Origin of the sequence: Microbacterium sp. H6 (genome assembly GCF_003314775.1) — a bacterium.
In the GTDB taxonomy this organism is placed as follows: Bacteria; Actinomycetota; Actinomycetes; order Actinomycetales; family Microbacteriaceae; genus Microbacterium; species Microbacterium oxydans.
Window position 1 is genome coordinate 22,458 of sequence record NZ_QOAY01000304.1, and the last position, 691, is coordinate 23,148.

Consider the following 691-nt stretch of genomic DNA (forward strand, 5'->3'; position numbering starts at 1 on the left):
ACACCGTCACCGCGGCGATCGCGACGACGAGGAACAGGATGTTCGGCCGCCACTGCGTGAACAGCACCAGCACTGTCGGCGGGTCGGGGACCTCGAACCCGAGGAACACCTGCGAGATGCTTGTCGGCGCGAAATACTGTGGCGGCGGAATCCGGGTCATCGCCGCGGTGCCCCCGAGCCATCCGCCGATCAGGACCGTCGCGAGCACCAGCAGCCCGCTGATCCGGCGCGCGGTCAACCGTCCGCGCCGCCCCCACACGCACCCGGTCGCGATCACGGCCACAACACCCAGCAGGCAGATACCACGGACCAGAATCTGCCAACCGGTGACCGACTCCAGCAGCCCGGACCCGGCGAGCTTGAACCACGCCAGCAGCAGGTCGCTGGCCACGATCACCGGCAGCAGCACCACCAGCGTCTTCCCCAACCGCCACAGAATGATCGGGTCGATGAGTCGGCCCGTCAGGGTGCGGACGGCGCCGACCAGCACCAGCCCGAATGCCGCGCTGGTCAGCAGCGCTTGGTAGATGCCCGCGTCGCTGCCGAAGTCGTGGTTCGGGCCGACCAGGATCTGTCCGACGACCACCGGCGCAAGGATCCCGAACGCTGATGCCCACAGCGGGATCAGCAGCCCCGTCCACCGGTCGGTGAACATACTCGCCCCGAACGTCACCAGCGCCGCGACGAACGC

1 pseudogene is annotated in these 691 nt (G+C 68.6%); it reads right to left on the reverse strand.

Going from position 1 to position 691, the window contains the following annotated elements:
- Positions 1-655: pseudogene (locus DSP71_RS24405) on the reverse strand (cytochrome c oxidase assembly protein); the annotation flags it as partial.
- Positions 656-691 lie beyond the last annotated feature (36 nt).